Below are 20,301 nucleotides of genomic sequence, written 5' to 3' on the forward strand. Positions count from 1 at the left end.
CATCATGCGGGGCGCCCCTTCGTGTTCGAGGCCGTGACCGGAATCGAACCGGTGTGCTTCGCTTTGCAGGCGAATCCCTCAACCACTCGGGCACACGGCCAAGCTGCTGATCACGCTACGGGCCCGCACCTCCCCGTCCAAGAGTTCCGGCCGCCCCGCAATACGACTGCCATACGCCGTTCATGAAAGCCGAGGGGCCGCCGGGCAGCGGCGGGACCTACGACCAAGGAACCATCCGCGGACCCGACTCCCGACAGGCGTCAAAGCCGGGTATGCCTCTTACCCTGAACCGCATGGCCGCCCTCGACGACGTCGCTCCCGACACCCCAGTAACGACCGGCACCTCCGGCACCGCCGGCACCGCCGGCACCGCCGGCACCTCCGACACCGCCGAGACCTCCGGGACGTCCGGGGCCGAAGGCGTCCTCGGTCGCGGCTATCGCGCGCTCAGCATCGGCATCGTCACCGTCGTGCTGCTCATCGCCTTCGAGGCGACCGCCGTGGGGACCGCGATGCCCGTCGCCGCGCGGGAGCTGGACGGGGTGTCGCTGTACGCGTTCGCGTTCTCCGGGTTCTTCACGACCAGCCTGTTCGGGATGGTGCTCGCCGGGCAGTGGGCCGACAGGAGCGGGCCGCTCGGTCCCGTCACCGCCGGGATCGGCTCCTTCGCCGCAGGGCTGCTGCTCGCCGGGACCGCGCCCACCATGTGGCTGTTCATCGCCGGGCGGGCCGTGCAGGGACTCGGCGGCGGCCTGGTCATCGTCGGCCTGTACGTCGTCGTCAGCCGCGCCTACCCGGAGCGCCTGCGGCCCGCGATCATGGCGGCGTTCGCGGCGAGCTGGGTCGTGCCGTCGATCGTCGGACCGCTGGCGGCCGGGGCCGTGACCGAGCACATCGGCTGGCGGTGGGTGTTCCTCGGCATCCCGGTACTGGTCGTCCTGCCGCTCGCGCTCGCGCTTCCCGAGGTCCGGCGGAGGGCCGGCGGGGCACCCGGGGGCGCGACCCCGGCCACCTTCGACCGGCGCCGGATCCGGCTCGCCCTCGGCATCTCGCTCGGCGCGGGACTCCTCCAGTACGCCGCCCAGGACCTGCGGCCGCTGTCCCTGCTGCCCGCCGCCGTCGGCGCCGCCCTCCTCGTGCCGTCCGTGCTCGGCCTACTGCCGCGCGGCACGTACCGGGCCGCGCGCGGGCTGCCGTCCGTCGTGCTGCTGCGCGGGATCGCGGCGGGCTCGTTCATCGCGGCCGAGTCCTTCGTGCCGCTGATGCTGGTGACGCAGCGGGGCCTGAGCCCCACGCTCGCCGGGTTCTCGCTCGCCGCGGGCGGCGGGACCTGGGCGCTGGGCTCGTGGTTGCAGTCCCGGCCGCGCGTGGAGCCGTACCGGGAGCGGCTCGTGGCCGGTGGCATGGTGCTTGTGGCCGCGGCGGTCGCCGTCGCGCCGACCGTGCTGATCGCGGCCGTGCCCGTGTGGACCGTAGCCGTCGCCTGGGCCTTCGGCTGCCTCGGCATGGGGCTCGTGATCTCCTCCACGTCCGTGCTGCTGCTCCAGCTGTCCGCGCCCGAGGAGGCCGGGACGAACTCCGCCGCGCTGCAGATCTCCGACGGGCTCTCCAACGCGCTGCTGCTCGCCGCGGGCGGCGCCGCCTTCGCCGCGCTCGGCGGGGGAGCGGTGGGGCACGGCGTCGCGCAGGGGGCCGGGGGCTCGCATCCCGCCGCGTTCGTCGCCGTGTTCCTGCCGATGGCGGCGGTCGCGCTGGTGGGGGTGTGGGTGGCCTCGCGGCTGCGGAAGTAGGCGTGTGACCTGTCCAGTTGATCTGTGACACACGTCCCAACCAGGCCCGTCCGGGCCTCGCCGACCACGCTCGTCAACCACGTCACCGGTAGGGTGGCCCGGTTGTCATACGTAGCCGTGCCGTCCAGCTTTGAGTAACCGGAGACCGTGACTACTACATCCGCCACTCCGTCTGCCTCGTCCGCCCACCTGTCACCGGCTTTCCCCGGCCGTGCCCCCTGGGGCACCGCCAACAAGCTGCGTGCCTGGCAGCAGGGGGCGATGGACAAGTACATCCAGGAGCAGCCGCGCGACTTCCTCGCGGTCGCGACCCCGGGCGCCGGAAAGACCACCTTCGCGCTCACCCTCGCGTCCTGGATGCTGCACCACCACGTCGTGCAGCAGGTGACCGTGGTCGCGCCGACCGAGCACCTGAAGAAGCAGTGGGCCGAGGCCGCCGCGCGGATAGGGATCAAGCTCGACCCCGAGTACAGCGCCGGTCCGCTCAGCAAGGAGTACCAGGGCGTCGCCGTCACGTACGCGGGTGTGGGCGTGCGGCCGATGCTGCACCGCAACCGCAGCGAGCAGCGCAAGACGCTCGTGATCCTCGACGAGATCCACCACGCCGGTGACTCGAAGTCCTGGGGCGAGGCCTGCCTGGAGGCGTTCGAGCCGGCCACCCGCCGCCTCGCGCTCACCGGTACGCCGTTCCGCTCCGACACCAACCCGATCCCCTTCGTCCAGTACGAGGAGGGCAGGGACGGCATCCGGCGCTCGGCCGCCGACTACACGTACGGCTACGGCAACGCGCTCGCCGACAACGTCGTGCGGCCCGTCATCTTCCTCAGCTACAGCGGCAACATGCGCTGGCGCACCAAGGCCGGTGACGAGATCGCGGCCCGGCTCGGCGAGCCGATGACCAAGGACGCCATCAGCCAGGCCTGGCGCACCGCCCTCGACCCGCGCGGCGAGTGGATGCCGAGCGTGCTGCGCGCCGCCGACGCCCGCCTCACCGAGGTGCGCAAGGGCATCCCGGACGCGGGCGGCCTCGTCATCGCCTCCGACCAGGACTCGGCGCGCGCGTACGCGAAGCTGATCCGCGAGATCACGGGCAGCAAGGCCACCGTCGTACTCTCCGACGACACCGGCGCCTCGAACCGGATCGACGACTTCGCGGCGAGCGACGACCGGTGGATGGTCGCGGTCCGCATGGTGTCCGAGGGCGTCGACGTCCCGCGCCTCGCGGTCGGCGTGTACGCCACGACGATCTCGACCCCGCTCTTCTTCGCACAGGCCGTCGGCCGTTTCGTGCGGTCCCGCAGGCGCGGCGAGACGGCCTCCGTCTTCCTGCCCACCGTCCCCGACCTGCTCGGCTTCGCCAACGAGATGGAGGTCGAGCGCGACCACGTGCTCGACAAGCCGAAGAAGGAGGGGGAGGAGGACCCCTACGCCGAGTCCGAGAAGGAGATGGACGAGGCGAACAAGGAGCAGGACGAGGACACCGGCGAGCAGGAGCAGTTCGCCTTCGAGGCCCTGGAGTCCGAGGCCACCTTCGACCGGGTCATGTACAACGGCGCCGAGTTCGGCATGCAGGCGCACCCCGGCAGCGAGGAGGAGCAGGACTACCTCGGCATCCCGGGCCTGCTCGAACCCGACCAGGTGCAGCTGCTCCTCCAGAAGCGGCAGGCCCGGCAGATCTCGCACAGCAAGAAGAAGCCCGACAGCGAGGCCGACCTCCTCGAACTGCCCGCCGAGCGCCGCCCCGTCGTCTCCCACAAGGAGCTCATGGAGCTGCGCAAGAAGCTGAACACGATCGTCGGCGCGTACGTGCACCAGAGCGGAAAGCCGCACGGTGTCATCCACACCGAGCTGCGCCGGGTCTGCGGCGGGCCGCCGAGCGCGGAGGCGACCGGCGGACAGCTGCGCCAGCGCATCGCCAAGGTGCAGGAGTGGGCCACCCGCATGAAGTGACATGGGGATCAAGTGCGGGCAATCGGGCACAACACGGGCCACAGGCTGCCCGGATTCTGGACGGAGTCTTCCGCTCAGCGGGACGACCTCGCTACATTCCGGGCAACGCACACGCCCCGTGGCAACGCCGCCGCGGAGCGGAGCCGGTGCGTCAAAGACAGCCGTAAGCAGCCCAGCGCCTGATCACCGACCGGCGGCCTCTCACGCGCGTCGCCCACGGGACAGGTGACGCGACCCCCGCGCAGGAGGCCGTCGTCCCTCACCACTAAGGAGTGGGCGTCGTGACCGCGGAGACCTCCCAGACGCTCGACCGGGGACTGCGCGTCCTCAAACTGCTCGCCGACACCGATCACGGCCTGACCGTCACCGAGCTCTCGAACAAGCTCGGTGTGAACCGCACCGTGGTCTACCGTCTGCTCGCCACGCTCGAACAGCACGCCCTCGTCCGCCGCGACCTGGGTGGCCGCGCCCGCGTCGGGCTCGGCGTGCTCCGCCTCGGCCGGCAGGTCCACCCGCTGGTGCGCGAGGCCGCACTCCCCGCCCTGCGCGCGCTCGCCGAGGACATCGGGGCGACCGCGCACCTGACCCTCGTGGACGGCACCGAGGCCCTCGCCGTGGCCGTGGTCGAGCCGACCTGGACCGACTACCACGTGGCGTACCGCACGGGCTTCCGCCACCCGCTCGACCGCGGCGCAGCGGGCCGCGCCATCCTCGGCGTCCGCCAGGGCGTGCTCCCCGAGACCGGCTACACCCTCACGCACGGCGAACTGGAGGCCGGCGCGAGCGGCGCGGCGGCGCCCTTGCTGGGCGTGACGGGCCTGGAGGGCAGCGTCGGCGTCGTCATGCTCTCGGACTCCGTCCCGGAACGGGTGGGCCCACGGGTCCTGGACGCGGCCCGCGAGGTTGCCGACGCGCTCAGGTAGGCAAATCAAGCCCCGCCGGCGATTGAGGCGCGGGGTCCGGGGCAGAGCCCCGCGACCGCAACCCCGTTGCCGCCGCACCCGTCACGTTAGAGTCAACCCGTGCTCAATCGCCTCAGCCGCCCCACCGCCCTGGCCCTCTGCGCCGTCCCCGTCGTCGCGCTGCTCGCGGTGGCGGGCTTCGCCCCGCTGCCGTTCTCGGTCGCCCAGCCGGGCCCCACGACGAACGTGCTGGGGAAGTCGGACGGCAAACCCGTCATCGACATCAGCGGCGCGCCCACCCGCACCACGGAGGGCAAGCTGCGCGCGGTGACCATCGTGGCGACGGGCCCCGACGCCACCGTGCACCTCGGTGACGTGTTCGACGGCTGGTTCGCCGAGGACCGGGCGGTCATGCCGCGCGACGCGGTGTACCCGTCCGGCGACTCGACCAAGGAGGTCGAGCAGCACAACCAGCAGGAGATGAAGGGCTCGCAGGACGCCGCCACCGAGGCCGCCCTCTCCTACCTGGGCAAGTCCTCGAAGGACATCAAGGTCGACCTCCAGCTCGGCGACGTCGGCGGGCCGAGCGCGGGCCTGCTCTTCTCCCTCGGCATCATCGACCTGCTGGACGGCGACGGCAGCGGCGGCGAGCTCACCGGCGGCAAGTCCATCGCGGGCACCGGCACCATCGACGCCGAGGGCAAGGTCGGCCCGGTCGGCGGGGTGTCGCTGAAGGTGCAGGCCGCCGACCGGGACGGTGCCACGGTCTTCCTCGTACCGAAGGCGGAGTGCTCGGACGCGAAGGCGTCGGCGCCGAAGTCGATGAAGCTGATCTCGGTGAGCACGCTCAAGGGCACGACGACCGCGCTGACGAACATGGCGAAGGGTTCGGGCACGGTCCCGGAGTGCTGACCGGGGGAGCGGCCGGACCGCTCACTCCTTGACGAAGCCCTCCTTCACCAGCCAGTCCTTCGCCACGTCGTGCGGGTCCTGCCCCTCGACGTCCACCTTCGCGTTGAGGTCCTGGGCGACGGTGTTGTTGAGCTTCTTCGTGATCGGCTCCAGGATGTCCGCCATCTTCGGGTACTTCTTGAGCGCCTTGCTGTTGATCGAGGGCGCCGCGTTGTAGTTCGGGAAGAACTTCTTGTCGTCCTCCATGACGTTCAGGTGCATCGCCTTGATCCGGCCGTCGGTCGTGTAGACCTCGCCGAAGGTGCAACTGCCCTTGGACGCCTGGGTGTAGATGATGCCGCTGTCCATCTGCGTGATGTTGGCGGCCGGTACGTTCATCCCGTACGCCTTCTGCATGCCGGGCAGACCGTCGGCCCGGTTGGCGAACTCGCTCTCCACGCAGAGCGTGACGGCCTTCGGGTCCTTCTTGGCGAGCGCGGCGACGTCGGAGAGCGTCTTCGTGCCGTACTTCTTGAAGTTGGCGTTGTTCGTGGCGAGCGCGTAGGTGTTGTTGAGCTCGGCCTGCGGCAGCCACGTGATGCCGTTCTTCTTGTCGGCCTTGGCCACGGCCTCGTACTGCTTCTGCGGGTCGGTGATCGGGTCCGAGTTGCCGAGGTAGGTGATCCAGGCCGTGCCCGTGTACTCGTACATGGCGTCGGCGTCACCGGACTTGATGGCCTCGCGGGCGCCGATGGAGCCCTGGATGCCGGTCCGGTCGAGGACGTCGGCGCCGGCCGCCTTGAACGCGATGCCCATGATGGCGCCGAGCACCAGCTGCTCGGTGAACTCCTTGGACGTCACCGTGATGCTCGCGCCCTCCAGCGGCTTGTTCCTGCCGATGGAGCCGGGCTGTACGTCGTCGACCAGCGGGCTGCCGCTGGTCAGTCCGCAGCCGGCGAGCAGTGCGACCCCGCAGCTCGCGGCGACGGCCACCCGTACGCGGTGCTTGCGGTGCATGCGGTACTTCATGAGCGCACCTCCAACCCGCGCGGGCGCAACAGCAGTTCGGCCAGCGAGGCCAGCCAGTCGACGAGCAGGGCGAGCGCGATCGTCAGGATCGAGCCGAGCATCAGGACCGGCATGCGCTGGTTGGTGATCCCGGTGGTGATGAGGACGCCGAGGCCGCCGCCACCGCCGAAGGTGGCCAGCGTCGCCGTGCCGACGTTCAGGACGAGCGCCGTGCGCACGCCCGCGAGGATCAGCGGGACGGCGAGGGGGAGTTCGACCTTGCTCAGCACGCCCAGCGGCGACATGCCGATGCCGCGCGCCGCTTCGAGGAGGGTCGGGTCGTTGGCCTTCAGGCCCGCGATGGTGTTGGAGAGCACCGGCAGGATCGCGTAGATGATGATGCCGATCAGGGCCGAGCGCTCGCCGATGCCCAGCCAGATGACGAGCAGGGCGAGGAGGCCGATGGCCGGGGTGGCCTGGCCCATGTTGGCGATCGCCAGGGCGAACGGGGTCGCCTTGCGGAACATCTTGCGGGTCAGCATGATCCCGAGCGGGATCGCGATGATCAGCACGAAGAACGTCGAGATCACCGTCAGGCTGATGTGCTGGCGGAACGCCTTCCACACCGCGCCGCCCGAGATGGCGTTCTCGGAGATCGTGTCGAGGTCGGCATTGCGGAACCACAGCCAGGTGAGCAGCAGCACCAGGACCAGGAACACCGGAAGGAACGTCAGCTTCTTCCAGGTGATGCGCGGTGGTTCCTTGTGGACGGTCGTGTCGGGCGGAGCCTCCTGCTCGCTCTGGCCCTCGTCGCGGAACGCGAGGCCCTTGACCTCGTGCTCCCCTTCGGGCCGCGCGCCCTTCGGCGGTGATTTGCGGGACGGTGTGCTCACGCCTTCGCCTCCCCGTCGGAGCCCCGGGCGCCCTCCTGCTCCTGGTGCGTCTGCTCGGCGCGCTGCTCCTCCAGCTCGTGCTGGTGCTCGACCGCTTCGAGCCGGTCCTCCTCCAGGAGTTCGTGCACGGAGTTCATCAGCGTCTCCATGTCGACGACGCCCTCGTACTCGCCGCGCCGCCCGGTCACCGCGACGCGGCCCGCGTTGTCGGTGAGGACCGCTTCGAGGGCGTCGCGCAGGGTGGCGTCCCTGGTGACGGTGTCGTGCACGAGGGTGCCCGCGCGGGCGAGGGAGCCCTTGGCGCGCATCATGTCGCCGCGGCGCAGCCACTTGTAGGGCCGGCCGCGCCTGTCGAGCAGCAGCAGCTCGTTGGTGCCGGCCGCCCGCAGCTTGTTGAAGATGTCCTGCAGCGGGTCGTCGACGTGCACCGTCGGATAGTCGGTGACCTCCACGTCGCGTACGCGGGTCAGGTTGAGGCGCTTGAGGGCGGCGCCCGCGCCGACGAAGCCGGACACGAAGTCGTCCGCCGGGTTGGTGAGGATCGCTTCCGGGGTGTCGAACTGCGCGATGTGCGACTTCTCGCGGAGCACCGCGATGCGGTCGCCGAGCTTGATGGCCTCGTCGAAGTCGTGCGTGACGAAGACGATCGTCTTGTGCAGCTCGTGCTGGAGCCGGATCAGCTCGTCCTGGAGGTGGTCGCGGGTGATCGGGTCGACGGCGCCGAACGGCTCGTCCATCAGCAGGACGGGCGGGTCGGCCGCGAGCGCCCGGGCCACGCCGACGCGCTGCTGCTGGCCGCCGGAGAGCTGGCGCGGGTAGCGGCCGTGGAACTCGGCGGGGTCGAGGCCGACGAGGTCGAGCATCTCCTCGACGCGCGACTTGATCTTCGACTTGGACCAGCCGACCATCTTCGGCACGAGCGCGATGTTCTGGGCGACCGTCATGTGCGGGAAGAGCCCGGAGGACTGGATCGCGTACCCGACCTTGCGGCGCAGCTTCACCGGGTCCATGTCGGTGACGTCCTCGCCGCCGATGCGGATGCGCCCGCCGGTCGGCTCGATCAGACGGTTGATCATCTTCAGCGTCGTGGACTTTCCGCAGCCGGAGGGGCCGACGAAGATGATCAGCTCGCCCGCCTTGATCTCCATGTTGACGTTGTCCACGGCGGGGGCCGTCGAGCCGGGGTACTTCTTGGTGAGGTTCTCCAGCTCGATACTGGCCCCGGCCGCCTGCGTCGGGGCCCCGGTCGCCGCGTCCGGCGCGGTCGTCGGCGTGGTCTCAGGCACGGATCCCCCTCGGGATGGTCAGCCGTCCGATGAGGACGTACGCGGCGTCGAAGAGCAGGGCGAGGATGATGATGCCGAGCGTTCCGGCGAGCACCTGGTTGAGCGCGTTGGCGCTGCCCAGGGAGGCGATGCCGCGGAAGATCTCGTTGCCGAGGCCGGGGCCCGAGGCGAACGCGGCGATGGCGGCGATCCCCATCAGCATCTGCGTGGAGACCCGGATCCCGGTGAGGATCGGCGGCCAGGCGAGCGGCAGTTCCACCTTGAACAGGCGGGCGGTCCGCGACATCCCGATGCCCTTCGCCGCGTCGATCAGCGTGGGGTCGACGCCGCGCAGGCCCACGATCGCGTTCCGCACGATCGGCAGCAGCCCGTACAGGGTCAGCGCGATGACGGTCGGCGCGACACCGAGGCCCACGATCGGGATCAGCAGGCCGATCATGGCGAGCGAGGGGATGGTCAGGATGGTCGAGGTGGCGGTCGTCGCCAGGTTCCCCGCCCATTCGCTGCGGTACGAGACGATGCCGATCACGATGCCGATCAAGGTCGCCAGGACCATGCACTGGAAGACGGCGCTGGCGTGTTGATAGGCGTCGGCGAGCAGCTGCTGGTGCCGGGCGCTCAGGTAGTCCCAGAAGTTCATCGCACCTCACTCCCGGGCGGTGCTCGGATAGCCGTCAGGAATCTCCTGACGCCTGCTCCACGAGCGGGATGATCCGCAGCGGAACAGGATTTTCCATGACGATCGCCGTGGAAGCCCGGACGATGCCATCAAAACCGACAACCAGGTCGATCACACGTTGAAGGTCCGCGTTCGAGCGGGCCACGAGCCGGCACAGCATGTCCCCGCTGCCGGTCGTCGTGTGCAGTTCCAGGACCTCCGGAACACCGTTCAAGTGGGTCCTGACGTCGGCTCCTTGCCCCTGTCTGATCTGCAGCGTCGCGAAGGCGGTGACCGGGTAGCCGAGCGCCGCCGGGTCCACCTCGGGGCCGAAGCCGCGGATGACTCCGTTCGAGGTAAGCCGGTCGAGGCGGGCCTGTACGGTGCCGCGCGCGACGCCGAGCCGGCGGGACATCTCGAGCACCCCGATCCGCGGTTCGCGCGCGAGCAGCACGATGAGCCGCCCGTCCAGGTCGTCGATCGCCATGTACGCCTCCGGGAATGGTCATCCTGTACAAGCAGCCCGCGGGAACCGGCCCGCTACTGGTCACATTGCCCAGTGAAAACGCAAACTATTGCGCATCTTGCGGAGTGGCGGGAGTCTCGCCGTATGACGCAGACCACACAGCACACCCCCGACACCGCACGGCAGGCCGACCCCTTCCCGGTGAAGGGGATGGACGCGGTCGTCTTCGCCGTGGGCAACGCCAAGCAGGCCGCGCACTACTACTCGACCGCCTTCGGCATGAAGCTCGTCGCCTACTCCGGACCGGAGAACGGCAGCCGCGAGACGGCCTCCTACGTCCTCACCAACGGCTCGGCCCGCTTCGTCTTCACCTCCGTCATCAAGGCCTCGACCGAGTGGGGCAGCTTCCTCCAGGAGCACGTCGCGGCGCACGGCGACGGCGTCGTCGACCTCGCCATCGAGGTGCCGGACGCGCGCGCCGCGTACGCGTACGCCGTCGAGCACGGCGCCCGCGGCATCGAGGAGCCGTACGAGACGAAGGACGAGCACGGCACCGTCGTGCGCGCCGCCATCGCCACGTACGGAAAGACCCGCCACACCCTCGTCGAGCGCTCCGGCTACGACGGCCCGTACCTGCCCGGCTTCGCCGCCGCGGACCCGATCGTCGAGCCCCCGGCCAAGCGCACCTTCCAGGCCATCGACCACTGCGTGGGCAATGTCGAACTCGGCCGTATGAACGAGTGGGTGGCGTTCTACAACAAGGTCATGGGCTTCACGAACATGAAGGAGTTCGTGGGCGACGACATCGCGACCGAGTACAGCGCGCTGATGTCGAAGGTCGTCGCGGACGGCACGCTCAAGGTCAAGTTCCCGATCAACGAGCCCGCCGTCGCGAAGAAGAAGTCGCAGATCGACGAGTACCTGGAGTTCTACGGCGGCGCCGGCGTCCAGCACATCGCGCTCGCCACGAACGACATCGTCGCCTCGGTCAAGGCCATGCGGGCGGCCGGCGTCCAGTTCCTCGACACCCCGGACTCGTACTACGACACCCTCGGCGAGTGGGCGGGCGAGACCCGCGTACCCGTCGAGACGCTGCGCGAGCTGAAGATCCTCGTGGACCGCGACGAGGACGGCTACCTGCTGCAGATCTTCACCAAGCCGGTCCAGGACAAGCCGACCGTCTTCTTCGAGATGATCGAGCGGCACGGCTCCATGGGCTTCGGCAAGGGCAACTTCAAGGCCCTGTTCGAGGCGATCGAGCGCGAGCAGGAGAAGCGCGGAAATCTGTAGGAGCCGCGCCTAGTCTGGCCGTATGGCCAGGATGAACGATGTAGGCGGAACCACCGGGTTCGGCGCCATCGACACCACCGATGACGCCGAACCCTTCCACGCGGACTGGGAGGCGCGGGTCTTCGCGCTCCAGCGCGCACTGCTCGTCCAGAAGGTCTTCAACCTCGACGAGTTCCGGGACGCGATCGAGACGATGCCCCCGCAGGAGTACCTGGCGGCCTCGTACTACGAGCGCTGGTTCCACGCGATCCGTACGCTCCTCGAACGCAAGGGCGTGATCGAGGCGGGGGTGCTCGACCGTGTCTGAGCAACCCGCCTACGTCCCCGGCGACATGGTCCGCACATACCGGCACGACCCGCCGCACCACACCCGGCTGCCGCGCTACGCCCGCGGAAAGCTCGGCGTCGTCGTCGAGCCCGAGGGCCGGGCGCCGCTCGCCGACGTGCGCGCGCAGGGGCGCGAGGACGCCCCCGTCGAGATGATCTACGCGGTGCGGTTCGCGGCGCGCGAGCTGTGGGGCGAGGGCGAGCACGACGTCGTCCTCGACCTGTCCGAGAGCTACCTCAGGAAGGCCGACGGCGATGTCCGGTAACCACGACGACGCGACGATCTCCCGCCAAGTACGGCTCCTGGAGAGCCTGTTGGAGGACAAGGGGATCGTCGGCGGCGAGACGGTCGACGAGGTCATCGACGGCTTCCTCGCGGGTGCCTCGCCGGTGAACGGCGCGAAGGTGGTGGCCCGCGCCTGGACCGACCCGGCGTTCAAGGCGCGGCTGCTCGCGGACGGCTCGACGGCGGTGGCCGAACTCGGCTTCTCCGCCGGGGGAGTCCAGCCCCAGCGGCTGCGGGTCGCCGAGAACACCGAGGACGAGCACAACGTCATCGTGTGCACGCTCTGCTCCTGCTACCCGCTGCGGCTGCTCGGCCCGTCGCCCGGCTGGTACAAGAGCGAGGCCTACCGCTCGCGCGTGGTCCGCGAACCGCGTGCCGTGCTGGGCGAGTTCGGGGTGACGCTCCCGGACCACGTCAAGGTCACCGTGTGGGACTCCAGCGCGGAGACCCGCTACATGGTCCTGCCGCGGCGTCCCGCGGGAACGGGGGATCTGAGCGAGGCGGACCTGGCGTCCCTGGTCACCCGCAACGGCCTGATCGGCACGGCGCTGGTGTAACCCACTCAAGCCCCTCCGGCGATTGAGGAGCGGGGTCCGGGGCAGAGCCCCGAAACCGCAACCCCGTCGCCGCGCAACCGAGGGGTTCACACCATCCGCACGGAGTGCGAGGCTGTGATCATGAGCCGCACACTCATGGAAGAGCTCCGCACGGCCCTGCCCGCGGAAGCGATCATCGTCGACGCCGACGTCACCGCCTCGTACGCGCACGACATGGCCAGCTTCTGCGACGCGGGCACCCCCGCCGTCGTCGTCCTGCCGCGCACCGTCGAAGAGGTCCAGCACGTGATGCGCACGGCGACCGCGCTGCGCGTCCCGGTCGTCCCGCAGGGCGCCCGCACGGGCCTGTCCGGCGGGGCCAACGCGAGCGAGGGCTGCATCGTGCTCTCGCTGGTCAAGATGGACCGCATCCTGGAGATCAACCCGGTCGACCGGATCGCCGTCGTCGAACCGGGAGTCATCAACGCCGCGCTCTCCCGCGCGGTCAACGAACACGGGCTCTACTACCCGCCGGACCCGTCCAGCTGGGAGATGTGCACCATCGGCGGCAACATCGGCACGGCCTCGGGCGGCCTGTGCTGTGTGAAGTACGGGGTGACGGCGGAGTACGTGCTCGGACTCGACGTCGTCCTCGCCGACGGACGGCTGCTCCAGACGGGCAGGCGCACCGCGAAGGGCGTCGCGGGCTACGACCTGACGCGGCTCTTCGTCGGCTCCGAGGGCAGCCTCGGCATCGTGGTGAAGGCGACGCTCGCGCTGAAGCCGCAGCCGCCCCAGCAGCTGGTGCTGGCCGCCGAGTTCGCGTCGGCGGAGGCCGCCTGCGACGCGGTCTGCAAGGTCATGGAGGGCGGACACGTCCCGTCCCTACTCGAACTCATGGACCGTACGACGGTGAAGGCCGTCAACGACATGGCCAACATGGGCCTGCCGGAGACCACGGAGGCGCTGCTCCTCGCCGCCTTCGACACCCCGGACCCGGCGGCCGATCTCGCGGCGGTCGGCGCGCTGTGCGAGGCCGCGGGCGCCACCCAGGTCGTGCCCGCCGAGGACGCAGCCGAGTCCGAAATGCTGCTCCAGGCACGCAGGCTGTCGCTCACCGCCCTCGAAGAGGTCAAGGGCACGACGATGATCGACGACGTGTGCGTGCCCCGCTCCCGGCTCGGGGAACTGCTCGACGGCGTCGAGCGGATCGCCGAGAAGTACGACCTCACCATCGGCGTGTGCGCGCATGCGGGCGACGGCAACACGCACCCCACCGTCTGCTTCGACGCGCAGGACGCCGACGAGGGACGCCGCGCCCGCGAGTCCTTCGACGAGATCATGGCGCTCGGCCTCGAACTCGGCGGCACCATCACCGGCGAGCACGGCGTCGGCGTGCTGAAGAAGGAGTGGCTGGCCCGCGAACTCGGCCCGGTCGGGGTCGAGATGCAGCAGGCGGTGAAGGCGGCCTTCGATCCCCTGGGCCTGCTGAACCCCGGCAAACTGTTCTGACCGCCCGGACTGCTCGGACTGCCCGGACCGCTCCGGCAGGATCCTTGCGGGCCGCGCAGGGCGACCGCCGCCGAGCCCGGCTCGGCGGCGGATATCGCGCCCACCGGCTCCCCGCCCCCCGGTAACTCCGCGGGACGATCCGCCCGCGGCCGGGTGCTCACAGGTCCTCGGAGGGCGACTCGTCGCCCGGCCACGGGTCGCACAGGTACAGGTCGTCGGTGGCGGGCGTCGGGGCGAGCAGCTCGGCCAGGGCGTCGTCGATGCCGAGCTGGTCGACCTCCGTGCCGGGCGGGACCGCCCGCAGCGTCCGCTCCAGCCAGGCCGAGACCTGCGCGGCCGGCGCCTCCAGGAGCGCGTCCCCGTCCGGCGAACTCAGCGCCACCAGAACCACGCTGCGCCCGTCCACCTTCGTCGGCCACACCCGCACGTCCCCGTGCCCGCAGGGCCGGAAGACGCCCTCCACGAGCAGTTCGCGCGCGAACGTCCAGTTGACGGGGTGGTGCGAGCCGATGTGGAAGGTGATGTGGACGGCGTAGGGGTCGCCGGTCCGGTAGGTCAGTCGGGCCGGGACGGGGATGCTCCGCTCCGGCGAGAGCACGAGCTTCAGTTCCAGTTCGCGTTCCACCACGGTGTTCATGTCGTGCGTTTCCTCTCCTCCGTGCGGGCCCGGAGCGGGCCCGCTGCAAGGTGAGAGCACGATCTGCCGGAAGCGTTACGCGAGTTCGGCGAAGAAATTTCGCGGCCTTCCGAAACGGGGCTCACGTTCCCCGGAAAGTGGTCCGTAACGCCGGAGCGGCGCGGGCGGACGCGGCGGTCTGATAGATGTGGACCTCACAACAAGACCCCCGAGCAGATACGGGACGACGGACATGAGTGCCCCAACCCCGGCCCCTGGCGACGACAGGCCCCGCGAAGGCTACTACCCCGATCCGTCCATTCCCGGATATGTCCGGTACTGGAACGGGGCCGCGTGGGTGCCGGGCACCAGTCGCCCCGCCCCGGCCGACGGAGAGTCGCTGCCGATCCCGGCCGGAGCGGCCGCGGCCCCCGCCCCCACCTCGGCGTCCGAACCGCCTCCCGCGGAGGAGACCGGACCCGTGTTCCTCGACGAGGAGCCCTCCGTGCGTACGGAGATGGGGCCCGCGGACCCCGGCACCCCCACGGCGCCCGAGCCCGCCTCCGCCTGGCAGGCCAACGCCGCCCGGCAGTCCGGCTTCGGCGCCGAGCAGCCCCACCGCGTGTCCTGGGGCGCGGACCCGAACGCCGAGACGCCCGAGCCGGAGGCGTCCGCGCCGCCCGAGCGCACGGACGGCACGGTCAAGCTCCGCGCCATGCAGCAGCCGGGGGCCGGGCAGCCGCCCGTCGCCGACGGCACGATGGCGTTCCGGACGCTGCCCAAGCAGGACGGGCAGAGCGGACAGGCCGCGCAGGGCGGTGCCGCCGGTCAGGGCCAGTCACAGGCGCAGGCCCGCGCGGGCCTGAACCCGCAGCCCGCGCCGCAGGCCGCCCCCCAGCACCAGGCCGCCCCGGCGCCCGCCCCGGCCCAGCCGAACGTCCCGCACCAGCAGCCGCAGCAGCCGCAGGCCCAGCAGCCGCCCCCGGCGCAGCAGATGCAGAGCCCCATGACGCAGGGCCCCGGCGGCGGCTCCCCGTCCTGGCCGCAGCAGGTGCACCAGCTGGCGGGCCAGGGCCAGGCGCCCGCGCCCGCCGCGGATCCGAACGGTCCGGTGACGCCGTTCAAGCCGGTCTCCACCGACCCGTTCCTCGCCGCCGCGCAGGCCGCGGCCGCCGCCCGCCCCGCCGGGCTCGGCAAGCGGTTCGCGGCCCGGCTCATCGACTCGCTCGTCGTCGGCGCGGTCACCGCGACCGTCGCGGTCCCGCTCGGCACCAAGGCCGCCGACCACATCAACGGCAAGATCGACGAGGCGAAGGCGTCGGGGCACCAGGTCACCGTCTGGCTGCTCGACGGCACGACCGGCACGTACCTGGGCATCATCCTCGCGGTGCTGCTCGTGGTCGGCACGCTCTACGAGGCGCTGCCGACCTCGAAGTGGGGCTACACCCTCGGCAAGAAGCTGCTCGGCCTGACGGTCCGTGACATCGAGGAGCACGAGTCCCCGACGTTCGTCTCGGCCCTCAAGCGCTGGGTCGTCTACAGCGTGCCCGGCGTCTTCGTGATCGGCGTCCTCGGTGTCCTGTGGGGCGCCTTCGACCGCCCGTGGCGCCAGTGCCTGCACGACAAGGCGGCGGGCACCTTCGTGGCGGCCGACTGACGGCCGACCGACGGCAGGGTCATCCGGACGGCGGCCCGCCGCGTGCAACGCGGCGGGTATCGCGGTCCACTCGGGCCATGAGTACCCAACCGCCGCCCTCCGGGTCCGGCCAGCCGCCGGACGACGACCCGTTCCGCAAGCCGCCGCCCACCGATCAGGGCAGCGGCTCGCCGTACGACAACCCCCAGAACCCCTACGGCTCCGCGCCGCCACCGCCTCCGCCCCCGTACGGCGGTGGTCCCTACGGCGGCGGAGGCGGCGCCGCCGATCCGCTCGCCGGGATGCCGCCGCTGGCCGACAGCGGCAAGCGGGTCCTCGCGCGGATCATCGACATCATTCTCATCGCGATCGTGGTGGGCCTGCTGTCGTGGATCTTCGGAGTCGGCCAGTACAACATCGACACCGACGAGATGGAGACGGGCAAGCGGCTCGGCCAGTCGCTCCTCGGCGCCATCCTTTACGTCGGCTACGACACGCTCATGACGGCCAGGACCGGGCAGACGCTCGGCAAGAAGTGGCTGAAGCTGCGCGTCGCCAACCTGAGCGACGGCGCGACGCCCAGCACCACGACCAACCTGCTGCGCGCGGTCGTCCTGTGGGTGCCGGCGGTGTTCTGCTGCGCCTGCATCTGGACGGCGATCTGCGGCGGCTGGAGCTTCTTCGACAAGCCCTACAAGCAGGGCCTGCACGACAAGGCGGCGAAGACCGTGGTGGTCAGCACCGCCTGACGAGAGCCTGCACCGGCGAACCGGCGGGTCCGTGTCCTACGGGCCCGCCGGTTCGCGTGTGCGCGCCTGCTCGGACGAGGCCGGGGCCTTGGGGGAGGGGACCGTGCTGCTGAGGCGCTGCGCCGGCACCCTTTCCCCGGTGGCGGTCTCCCGCTTGCGGGTCGGCACCGACATCGCCACGAACACGCCCAGAATGAGTGCCGAGACGGCGATCACCGGAACTCCGGGGCCGGAACTCGTCTGGGACAGCAGAACCATGGCAATGGTGGAGCAGACGACGGTGGCGGCACCGTAGGCGAGCTGAGCGACAGTCGGGCGAGGCATGGTGACATCCGTCCTCGTGACATCGGGGGAACTAATCGGACCTGTGCCCGAGTGGAGTGCCCGGTAAGCATGCCCTAAGCCCCGGGGTCGGAGCATGGGGGGCGCACTGAGTCACCCGGCTCACCAGATGGACGGAACGGCGCGCCTGGGGCCCATGGGGTCGGCCAGGGAGGGACGGATTCCGCGTCCGCATGCCGAACCGAACACACTGCATAGTGCACCGTGAAGGTCTCAGTCAAGGTCTGTTATTTCTCCTCTACTTCCGTTCAAATAACGTCACTTGTGACGCGTGGCTCTCACGCCACGGAGGAGGGGACCACTCAAGTGACCACCAAGAGACGGGCGTTGAGATCCGTCGCCGTACTCGCGACTCTCGCCGCCACCGCGGCCACGGGCTCGCTCGCGGCGACCACCGCTCAGGCCGACACCCCGGCCGCGACGAGCGCGAGCTCCGGGAAGACGTACGGCGGCAAGGGGCATGTCTTCGACGGCCCGTTCAGCAAGCAGCAGGAGAAGCAGCGGCAGGCCGCGCTGCAGCAGGTCCTCCAGGGCACGTCGAAGGTCCAGGAGAAGCACGGCTCCAAGGTCGTGGAGCTGTCGAAGGGCAAGTACGTCGAGCTGGGCCGCGAGCGCACGGACAAGATCTTCACGATCCTGACCGAGTTCGGCGACAAGGTCGACAACACGACCCTTGTGGACCGCGCGGACGACGACACGGACGAGCTGAAGCCCAAGTACGGCGGCACGCCCGGCCCGCTGCACAACCGGATAGCCGAGCCGGACCGTGCCAAGGACAACAGCACGGCCTGGCAGAAGGACTACAACTCCCAGCACTACAAGGACCTCTACTTCGGATCCGGCAAGACCGCCTCCGGCAAGGGCGCCGACTCCCTCAAGACCTATTACGAGAAGACCTCCTCGGGCCGCTACTCGGTCGAGGGCGAGGTCTCCGACTGGGTCAAGGTCGAGTGGAACGAGGCCCGTTACGGCTCCAACTACTGCGGCGCCGACAACTGCCCGAACGTCGAGGACCTGGTCCGCGACGGCGTCAACGCCTGGGTCGCGCAGCAGAAGGCCGCCGGCAAGTCGGACGCCGACATCAAGGCCGACATGGCCCAGTACGACCAGTGGGACCGCACGGACCACGACAACGACGGCAACTTCAACGAGCCCGACGGCTACATCGACCACTTCCAGATCGTCCACGCGGGCGAGGACGGCTCGGCGGGCGGTGGCGCGCAGGGCGGCGACTCCCTCTGGGCGCACCGCGGTTACGCCTTCTCCCGCGACGACGGCGACACGGGTCCCGAGGGCTTCAAGGCGGGCGGCACCCCGATCGGCGACACCGGCATCTGGGTCGGCGACTACACGATGCAGCCGGAGAACGGCGGCCTCGGCGTCTTCGCCCACGAGTACGCCCACGACCTGGGCCTGCCCGACCTGTACGACACGACGTACTCGGGCGAGAACTCGGTCGGCTTCTGGTCGCTGATGTCGGCGGGCTCCTGGCTCGGCACCGGCAAGGAGTCGATCGGTGACATGCCGGGCGACATGACCGCCTGGGACAAGCTCCAGCTCGGCTGGCTCAACTACGACACGGCGAAGGCGGCGACGAAGTCGACGCACAAGCTGGGTGTCGCGGAGTACAACACCAAGCTGAAGCAGGCGCTCGTCGTCGAGCTGCCGAAGAAGACCGTCACCACGGACATCGTGAAGCCCGCGGAGGGCTCCAAGCAGTGGTGGTCGGACTACGGCGACGACCTCGACAACACGCTCGGCCGCACGGTGGACCTGACCGGCAAGACGTCGGCGGCCCTCGAACTCGACGGCTGGTACGACATCGAGAAGGACTACGACTACCTGTACACGCAGGTGTCCACCGACGGCGGCGCGAGCTGGCAGACCATCGACGGCACCGCCGACGGCTCGCCGATCCCGCGCGACGGCGGCGACAAGCCGGCCCTCACCGGCACCAACGGAAAGTTCCAGCACCTGAGTTACCCGCTGGACGACTACGCCGGACAGAAGATCGACGTCCGCTTCCGCTACAAGACCGACGGCGGTGTGGCCCAAATGGGCTTCGCCTTCGACAACTTCACGGTCAAGGCGGACGGCGCGACGCTCTTCTCCGACAACGCCGAGACGGAGCAGGCCGGTTGGACCACGCGCGGCTTCTCCCGCGTCGGCGCCTCCATCTCCGGCGACTACCCGCAGTTCTACCTCGCCGAGAACCGCCAGTACGTGAGCTACGACAAGACCCTCAAGGTCGGCCCGTACAACTTCGGCTGGCGCGACGGCGGGGCCAAGCAGAACTGGGTCGAGCACTACGCCTACCGCCCCGGCCTCATGATCTGGCAGTGGGACACCTCGCAGCGCAACAACAACGTCGGCCAGCACCCCGGCAAGGGCCTGATCCTTCCGGTCGACGCGCACGCGAAGCCGCTGAAGTGGTCCGACGGAAAGCTGATCACGAACAAGATCACCCCGTACGACGCCGCCTTCGGCCGCTACCCGGTCCCCGGCATGAAGCTCCACAAGCTCGGTGTCGAGACGAAGATCCCCGCGCAGTCCGGCGTCCCGGTCTTCGACGATCACAAGGGCACGTACTGGTACGCGGAGAACCCCACGGGGAGCGTGCGCACAACTGACACCAACACCAAGATCAGCATCGTGAGCCAGCCGCTCGACGGCTCCTCGATGACGGTCAAGGTGGCCCCTTCAGCCAAGTAGAACGGTAAAACCGCAGGTCAGAAACGTATCGGCCGCGACCCTCTAGCGGGGGCGCGGCCGGTCGTGTTTAGGTGCGTCCTGTGAGTTCCTTATTGACACTACGTCTCACGGGGGTGTGACAGTCATGTCCGCAGGAGGGTTCTGCAAGCTGCCGGGAGGCACCGTGGTCGTGGCCCTGACCCTGCCCGCGCCCGGCTCCGCCGACGGCGCCGTACGGGTCCTGGTGCATGCCGCGAACCGCCCTCGGGCCCTGACCCGCCTGCGCAATCTGGGCCTGCGCGCCGTCTACCTCCGGGGCAACGCCCACCCGCCGACCCCGGACGAGATAACCGCGGTCCTCCACCACCCGGACGGCCTGGTCTGGCGAGCGGCCCCGCACGCGAAATCGGGCGAACTGTGGCATCCGATACGGGCACTGCTCAGATCCAGCCCGACAGGGGCGATATAAGCC

General features: G+C 70.1%; 20 protein-coding genes and 1 tRNA gene. 13 read left to right on the forward strand and 8 right to left on the reverse strand.

Annotated elements, in window-relative coordinates:
- Nucleotides 1-28 precede the first annotated feature (28 nt).
- Nucleotides 29-100, reverse strand: a tRNA-Cys gene (locus ACY34M_RS00335).
- A 193-nt stretch (nt 101-293) separates the two neighbouring features.
- Here ACY34M_RS00335 and ACY34M_RS00340 point away from each other — a divergent pair.
- The 4 genes from ACY34M_RS00340 (at nt 294) to ACY34M_RS00355 (ending at nt 5,554) form a co-directional block, all read left to right on the forward strand.
- Nucleotides 294-1,790, forward strand: a complete 1,497-nt coding sequence (locus ACY34M_RS00340) for an MFS transporter (protein ID WP_462718994.1) — start codon at nt 294-296, stop codon at nt 1,788-1,790.
- A gap of 147 nt (nt 1,791-1,937) precedes the next feature.
- On the forward strand, nt 1,938-3,740 hold the full coding sequence (locus ACY34M_RS00345; protein ID WP_462718995.1) for a DEAD/DEAH box helicase: 1,803 nt from the start codon (nt 1,938-1,940) through the stop codon (nt 3,738-3,740).
- Between the two features lie 281 nt (nt 3,741-4,021).
- Nucleotides 4,022-4,663, forward strand: coding sequence for an IclR family transcriptional regulator (locus ACY34M_RS00350; RefSeq protein WP_462718996.1), 642 nt, complete (start codon nt 4,022-4,024; stop codon nt 4,661-4,663).
- A 99-nt stretch (nt 4,664-4,762) separates the two neighbouring features.
- The gene (locus tag ACY34M_RS00355) at nt 4,763-5,554 is read left to right on the forward strand and encodes a S16 family serine protease (protein ID WP_462718997.1); all 792 of its coding nucleotides are present in this window, start codon (nt 4,763-4,765) and stop codon (nt 5,552-5,554) included.
- A gap of 21 nt (nt 5,555-5,575) precedes the next feature.
- On the opposite strand, the gene ACY34M_RS00360 is transcribed toward ACY34M_RS00355, so the two are convergent.
- The 5 genes from ACY34M_RS00360 to ACY34M_RS00380 form a co-directional block, all read right to left on the reverse strand.
- Nucleotides 5,576-6,550 (reverse strand): glycine betaine ABC transporter substrate-binding protein, encoded by a 975-nt coding sequence (locus ACY34M_RS00360; RefSeq protein ID WP_462719211.1) that lies wholly within the window; start codon nt 6,548-6,550, stop codon nt 5,576-5,578.
- Nucleotides 6,551-6,558: 8 nt separating this feature from the next.
- Nucleotides 6,559-7,434, reverse strand: coding sequence for an ABC transporter permease (locus ACY34M_RS00365; protein ID WP_462718998.1), 876 nt, complete (start codon nt 7,432-7,434; stop codon nt 6,559-6,561).
- Nucleotides 7,431-8,648 (reverse strand): betaine/proline/choline family ABC transporter ATP-binding protein, encoded by a 1,218-nt coding sequence (locus tag ACY34M_RS00370; RefSeq protein ID WP_462719212.1) that lies wholly within the window; start codon nt 8,646-8,648, stop codon nt 7,431-7,433. The genes ACY34M_RS00365 and ACY34M_RS00370 overlap by 4 nt, the downstream gene beginning before the upstream one ends.
- A gap of 64 nt (nt 8,649-8,712) precedes the next feature.
- A complete protein-coding gene (locus ACY34M_RS00375; RefSeq protein ID WP_462718999.1) occupies nt 8,713-9,360 on the reverse strand; it encodes an ABC transporter permease in 648 nt (215 codons plus the stop codon).
- 34 nt (nt 9,361-9,394) lie between these two features.
- On the reverse strand, nt 9,395-9,865 hold the full coding sequence (locus ACY34M_RS00380) for an Lrp/AsnC family transcriptional regulator (RefSeq protein WP_462719000.1): 471 nt from the start codon (nt 9,863-9,865) through the stop codon (nt 9,395-9,397).
- A gap of 123 nt (nt 9,866-9,988) precedes the next feature.
- Here ACY34M_RS00380 and hppD point away from each other — a divergent pair, with 123 nt between their 5' ends.
- From hppD to ACY34M_RS00405, 5 genes are all read left to right on the forward strand, one after another.
- On the forward strand, nt 9,989-11,134 hold the full coding sequence (hppD, locus tag ACY34M_RS00385; protein WP_462719001.1) for a 4-hydroxyphenylpyruvate dioxygenase: 1,146 nt from the start codon (nt 9,989-9,991) through the stop codon (nt 11,132-11,134).
- Between the two features lie 22 nt (nt 11,135-11,156).
- Complete coding sequence (locus ACY34M_RS00390) at nt 11,157-11,441, forward strand: hypothetical protein (RefSeq protein ID WP_462719002.1); 285 nt, start codon at nt 11,157-11,159, stop codon at nt 11,439-11,441.
- Complete coding sequence (locus tag ACY34M_RS00395) at nt 11,434-11,727, forward strand: SH3-like domain-containing protein (RefSeq protein WP_462719003.1); 294 nt, start codon at nt 11,434-11,436, stop codon at nt 11,725-11,727. Before ACY34M_RS00390 ends, ACY34M_RS00395 begins: the two co-directional genes overlap by 8 nt.
- A complete protein-coding gene (gene nthA, locus ACY34M_RS00400; RefSeq protein WP_462719004.1) occupies nt 11,717-12,304 on the forward strand; it encodes a nitrile hydratase subunit alpha in 588 nt (195 codons plus the stop codon). The genes ACY34M_RS00395 and nthA overlap by 11 nt, the downstream gene beginning before the upstream one ends.
- A gap of 120 nt (nt 12,305-12,424) precedes the next feature.
- Entirely contained in the window at nt 12,425-13,795 is a 1,371-nt protein-coding gene (locus tag ACY34M_RS00405) for an FAD-binding oxidoreductase (RefSeq protein WP_462719005.1), read from the forward strand.
- 157 nt (nt 13,796-13,952) lie between these two features.
- Here the strand turns inward: ACY34M_RS00405 and ACY34M_RS00410 are convergent, their stop codons facing one another.
- Nucleotides 13,953-14,432 (reverse strand): SsgA family sporulation/cell division regulator, encoded by a 480-nt coding sequence (locus ACY34M_RS00410; RefSeq protein ID WP_462719006.1) that lies wholly within the window; start codon nt 14,430-14,432, stop codon nt 13,953-13,955.
- Nucleotides 14,433-14,664: 232 nt separating this feature from the next.
- On the opposite strand from ACY34M_RS00410, the gene ACY34M_RS00415 reads away from it, so the two are divergent.
- Both ACY34M_RS00415 and ACY34M_RS00420 read left to right on the forward strand, forming a co-directional pair.
- Nucleotides 14,665-16,068, forward strand: a complete 1,404-nt coding sequence (locus ACY34M_RS00415; protein WP_462719007.1) for an RDD family protein — start codon at nt 14,665-14,667, stop codon at nt 16,066-16,068.
- Nucleotides 16,069-16,145: 77 nt separating this feature from the next.
- Nucleotides 16,146-16,796, forward strand: a complete 651-nt coding sequence (locus tag ACY34M_RS00420; protein ID WP_462719008.1) for an RDD family protein — start codon at nt 16,146-16,148, stop codon at nt 16,794-16,796.
- A gap of 36 nt (nt 16,797-16,832) precedes the next feature.
- Here ACY34M_RS00420 and ACY34M_RS00425 read toward each other — a convergent pair whose 3' ends face one another.
- Nucleotides 16,833-17,120, reverse strand: a complete 288-nt coding sequence (locus ACY34M_RS00425) for a hypothetical protein (protein ID WP_462719009.1) — start codon at nt 17,118-17,120, stop codon at nt 16,833-16,835.
- 324 nt (nt 17,121-17,444) lie between these two features.
- On the opposite strand from ACY34M_RS00425, the gene ACY34M_RS00430 reads away from it, so the two are divergent.
- Both ACY34M_RS00430 and ACY34M_RS00435 read left to right on the forward strand, forming a co-directional pair.
- The gene (locus ACY34M_RS00430) at nt 17,445-19,850 is read left to right on the forward strand and encodes an immune inhibitor A domain-containing protein (protein ID WP_462719010.1); all 2,406 of its coding nucleotides are present in this window, start codon (nt 17,445-17,447) and stop codon (nt 19,848-19,850) included.
- A gap of 124 nt (nt 19,851-19,974) precedes the next feature.
- Nucleotides 19,975-20,298 (forward strand): hypothetical protein, encoded by a 324-nt coding sequence (locus ACY34M_RS00435; RefSeq protein ID WP_462719011.1) that lies wholly within the window; start codon nt 19,975-19,977, stop codon nt 20,296-20,298.
- Nucleotides 20,299-20,301: the final 3 nt, after the last annotated feature.

Source organism: Streptomyces sp. EDA2-14, from assembly GCF_054963755.1.